This is a genomic window from Mycobacterium sp. (assembly GCF_049683355.1).
Classification (GTDB): domain Bacteria; phylum Actinomycetota; class Actinomycetes; order Mycobacteriales; family Mycobacteriaceae; genus Mycobacterium.
Map to the genome: position 1 here is coordinate 1 of NZ_JBAUJB010000399.1, position 4821 is coordinate 4821.

The following is a 4821-nucleotide window of genomic DNA, read 5'->3' on the forward strand; positions in this document are numbered from 1 at the left end:
CGGGCACGTCGACCGCGCGGGCCAGGCAGGCGGCCGCCAGCGCGTTGAGCACGCCGACCGGGCCCGCCACCGTGATGCTGTCCACGTCGGCCACCTTCAGCCCGCGCGCAAACGCGTTGTCCACCAGCTCACCGTCGCGCACCCCGACCTCACCCGGACCGGGCTCCCCCGCCCGGAAACCCACCTTCACCGGAGCCGGTGCGGCGTCCAGCAGCGCGGCCGCGATCGGGTCGTCGAGCCCACCAACCGCTACGGCCCCGGTCAGTGCGCGCGCCTTGGCCTGCGCGTATGCCTGCATCGAGCCGTGCCAGTCCAGGTGGTCCTCGGCGACGTTGAGCACCACCCCCGCGGTCGGGCGCAACGAGGGCGCCCAGTGCAGCTGGAAGCTGGACAGCTCGACGGCGAACACCTCGGCCGGCTGGTCCAGCACGTCGAGCACCGGTTCACCGATGTTGCCGCACAACGCCGCACGCCGTCCCGCCGCCTCGAGCATGGCGAACAGCATCGACGTCGTCGTGGTCTTGCCGTTGGTGCCGGTGACCACCAGCCACTGCCGCGGCGGGCCGTACCGGCCGGATCGGTCCAGCCGCCAGGCCAGTTCCACGTCACCCCAGATCGGGACGCCCGCCGCGGCCGCTGCAGCCAGCACCGGTGCGGTGGCAGGGACCCCCGGGCTGGTGACGACGAGCTCGAAGTCGGCGATCCGCTCGACGGCCGCCGCCGGGTCGAGCACCGCCACGCCCTGCTGGGCGAACGCGGTCAGCGCTGTCGGGCTGTCGTCGGTCAGCGTCGTACCCACCCCCAGCGGTGCCAGCGCGGCGAGCACGGCGCGGCCGGTGATGCCGGCACCCGCCACCAGGACCCGGGAGTAGCCCAACGGGCCGCGGTCGACGTCCTCAAGCACCAACGGTGGTCAGCCACTCGCTGTAGAAGAGCGCCACCCCGAGCCCGCACGCGATCGCCGTCAGCAGCCAGAAGCGGATGATCACAGTGGTCTCGGCCCAGCCCACCAACTCGAAATGGTGATGGAACGGCGCCATCCGGAACACCCTGCGGCCGGTGGTGCGGAAGGCCATGATCTGCACCACCACCGAGGTCACCTCGGCGACGAACAGCGCCCCCAGCACCACGGCGAGCATCTCGGTCCGGCTGGTGACCGACAGCCCGGCGATGACGCCGCCCAGCGCCAGCGAGCCGGTGTCCCCCATGAAGATCTTGGCAGGCGCGGCGTTCCACCACAGGAACCCGATGCACGCCCCGGCGGTGGCCGCCGCGACGATCGCGAGGTCGAGCGGATCACGTACGTTGTAGCAACCCACCCCGGGGCTGGTCGCGCAGGCGTTGCGGAACTGCCAGAACGTGATCAGCACGTAGGCGGCGCACACCATCGCCATCGCCCCTGCCGCCAGCCCGTCCAGCCCGTCGGTGAAGTTCACCGCGTTGGACCATGCGCTGACGATCACCACGCAGAACAGCACGAAGATGGCGGGCGCCAGCGTGACTGTCGCGATCTCGCGCACGTAGGACAGCTCCGCGCTGCCGGGGGTCAGCCCGTCGGCGTTGCGGAACTGCAGTGCCAGCACACCGAACAGCACTGCGGCGACCAGGATCCCGACGGTCTTGGCGGTTTTGTTCAGTCCGAGGTTGCGGGCCTGCCGGATCTTGATCATGTCGTCGGCGAACCCGACGGCACCCAGCGCCGTCACCAGCCCGAGCACCAGCAGCCCCGAGGCCGACGGTCCCTTGCCGTCGATCAGCACGCCCACAAGGTGGGTGCCCAGATAGCTGGCCCAGATACCGGCGATGATCGCCACCCCGCCCATCGACGGGGTGCCGCGCTTCTTGTGGTGGCTGGGCGGGCCGTCCGCGCGGATCTCGTGGCCGAACCCCTGGCGGGTGAACAGCCGGATCAGCATCGGCGTCAGGAGTATCGACACCGTCAGCGCGATCGCGACGGCGATGAGTATCTGCCTCATCGATCGCCCTTCCCGGCACCGGTGGAATCGGCCACCAGCGCGTCGGCCAGCGCTCCGAGCCCGGCCGAGTTCGACGCCTTCACCAGCACCACATCGCCGGCCCGAAGCTCGGCGCGCAGCAGGTCCAGTGCGGCGTCGGTGTCGGCGACACCGGTGGCCTCGGAGCCCCACGACCCTTCCATGACCGCCCCGTTGAGCATGGCGCTCATAGGCCTCCCGGTTCCGACGACGATGAGTCGAAACACATCTAATCGCACCGCCAGTCTGCCGATGCGGTCATGCTCGGATATCGCGTCGTCGCCGAGTTCGGCCATCTCTCCGAGCACCGCCCAGCTTCGGCGTTTGGGCGTCCCACCCCGGCTCATCCAAGCCAGCGCCTTGAGACCGGCGCGCATCGAGTCCGGGTTGGCGTTGTAGGCGTCGTTGATGATCGTCACCCCGTCGTCGCGCGTGCTGACCTGCATCCGCTGCCGCGACGCCGGCCGTGCTTCCCGGAGCGCGGCCGCCACCTGGTCGAGCGACGCGCCGCACTCGAGCGCGACGGCCGCCGCGCACAGCGCGTTGGACACCTGGTGGTCGCCGTGTACGGCGAGGGAGACCGCCACCGCGCCGCCTCGGGCGTGCAGCGTGAAGCGGGCCCGGGCGAGCGGGTCGAGCTCGACGTTCTCCGCGCGCACGTCGGCTTCTGCGTCATCGGCGGAGCGGCCCACCCGCACCACACGCGCCGCGGTGGTGTCGGCCATCGCCGCCACTATCGGATCGTCGGCGTTGAGGATCACCGCCCCCGATGCCGGAACCGACTGGGGCAGCTCGGATTTGGTGGCGGCGATCGCTTCGTGAGAGCCGAACTCGCCGAGGTGGGCGGTGCCGACATTCAGCACGACCCCGATCGACGGCGGCGCGATGCGTGCAAGTGCTGCGATGTTGCCCGGATGTCGTGCCGACATCTCCAGCACCAGGTAGTCGGTGGATCCAGTAGCCCGAAGCACGGTCCACGGGTGACCGAGCTCGTTGTTGAACGAACCTGGCGGAGCGATCACCTCGCCCAGCGGAGCCAGGACGGCGGCGATCAGATCCTTGGTCGACGTCTTGCCTGAGGAGCCGGTGATGCCGACGATGGTCAGCCCGCCCGCCGTCAGCTCGGCGGCGACGGCGGCCGCCAGCTTCGCCAGCGCCGCGAGCACCGCGGCACCGGAGCCGTCGGTGTCGTGCTCGAGGACTCCGGCGGTGCCGCCGGTACCCGGTGGCACACCGACCGGTTCGACGATGATCGCGGGCACGCCGACCGGGCGGGCGGCCAACACCGCCACCGCGCCCGCAGCGACCGCCGCCGCCGCGAAATCGTGCCCGTCGGAACGCTCCCCGGGCAGCGCCAGGAACAACCCGCCCGGTGTCACGGCGTGGGAGTCGAACTCGACGGTGCCGGTGACGGACGTGGCGGCGGCCTCGTCGGCGCCGATGTTGTCGAGGCGGCCCTCGACGATCTCGGCGATCCGGGCCAGCGACAGCTCGATCATGTGCGTGACTCCAGCGCGTCCGCCAGCTCGTCCCGGTCGTCGAACGGGCGGGTCTGACCCCGGCTGGTCTGGCCTGCCTCATGCCCCTTGCCCGCGATGAGCACGATGTCGCCGGGTCCGGCCCAGGCGACCGCGTGATCGATCGCGGCGCGCCGGTCACCGATCTCCACGACCTCTGCGCGGCCGGCGCCTTTGCCTGTCCGCGCGCCTTTCACGATCGCCGCACGGATGGCCGCCGGGTCCTCGTCGCGCGGATTGTCGTCGGTCACCACCACCAGGTCGGCCAGTTCGCCGGCCGCCTCCCCCATCGGCTCGCGCTTACCCGGGTCACGGTTTCCACCGGCGCCGAACACGACGGCAAGCCGGCCCGTGCCCTGCCGGCGCAGGGTCTGCAACACCGCTCGCAGCGCACCGGGTTTGTGCGCGTAGTCGACGAGGGCGAGGAACGGCTGCCCACGGTGCACCGATTCCAGACGGCCCGGCACGCTGGCGTCCCGTAGTCCCGGCGCGGCCTGCTCGGGTGACACCCCGACCGCGTCCAGCAGCGCCACCGCCAGCAGACCGTTGGCCACGTTGTACCTGCCCGGCAGCCCGATCTGCAGGCCGTGATGGACACCGGCCGGGTCCACCGCGAAGAAATCCTGGGAGCCGCCTTCGCCGGAGGTGATGGCGTCGACGACCCAGTCGGCCGGTTGCGTCACGCTCACGGTCACCACATGATGCGCCCGCTTCGCCATCGCGCGGCCCCACTCGTCGTCGATGCACACCACCGACACCTCGGCGTGCGTCGGTGCCTGCGGGTCGAACAGCCGCGCCTTGGCCTCGAAGTACTCCTCCATCGACCGGTGGAAGTCCAGATGGTCGCGGGACAGGTTGGTGAACCCGCCGACCGCGAACGACACGCCGTCGACGCGGCCGAGGGTCAGCGCATGGCTGGACACCTCCATCACCACGGTGTCCACCCCCTGCTCGACCATCAACGCCAACAGCGCCTGTAGTTCCGGGGCTTCCGGTGTGGTCAGCCCGCTCGGCTGGTCGCGTCCGCCGATGCGTACGCCGACCGTGCCGATCAATCCGGCCACCCGGCCGGCCGATTGCAGGCCTGCCTCGACCAGATACGCCGTCGTGGTCTTGCCGGAGGTGCCGGTGACGCCGATGACGCGCAGCTGTTGCGACGGGTGTCCGTACACGGCGGCCGCCACCTCACCGAGCACCGCCCGCGGCCCCGGGTGCACCAGCACCGGCACTCCCAGAGCACCGTCCGGGCCGGCGACCTGCGCCACACCCTCCTGGTCGGTCAGCACCGCGACTGCGCCGCGGGCCACCGC

The 4821-nt window shown here is 71.3% G+C and carries 4 protein-coding genes; all 4 read right to left on the reverse strand.

From position 1 onward, the window contains the following. The coding region (gene murD, locus WA944_RS22765; RefSeq protein ID WP_526647375.1) for a UDP-N-acetylmuramoyl-L-alanine--D-glutamate ligase at window positions 1-904 on the reverse strand (904 nt) is incomplete at its 3' end. After that, window positions 897-1976 carry a phospho-N-acetylmuramoyl-pentapeptide-transferase gene (gene mraY / locus WA944_RS22770; RefSeq protein ID WP_163891761.1) on the reverse strand — a complete coding sequence of 360 codons (1080 nt, stop codon included), beginning with the start codon at window positions 1974-1976 and terminating at the stop codon, window positions 897-899. The genes mraY and murD, both read right to left, overlap by 8 nt. Continuing rightward, window positions 1973-3493, reverse strand: a complete 1521-nt coding sequence (locus tag WA944_RS22775) for a UDP-N-acetylmuramoyl-tripeptide--D-alanyl-D-alanine ligase (protein WP_526608625.1) — start codon at window positions 3491-3493, stop codon at window positions 1973-1975. Before WA944_RS22775 ends, mraY begins: the two co-directional genes overlap by 4 nt. Further along, on the reverse strand, window positions 3490-4821 hold a 1332-nt coding region (locus tag WA944_RS22780; protein WP_526374564.1), incomplete at its 5' end, for a UDP-N-acetylmuramoyl-L-alanyl-D-glutamate--2,6-diaminopimelate ligase. The genes WA944_RS22780 and WA944_RS22775, both read right to left, overlap by 4 nt.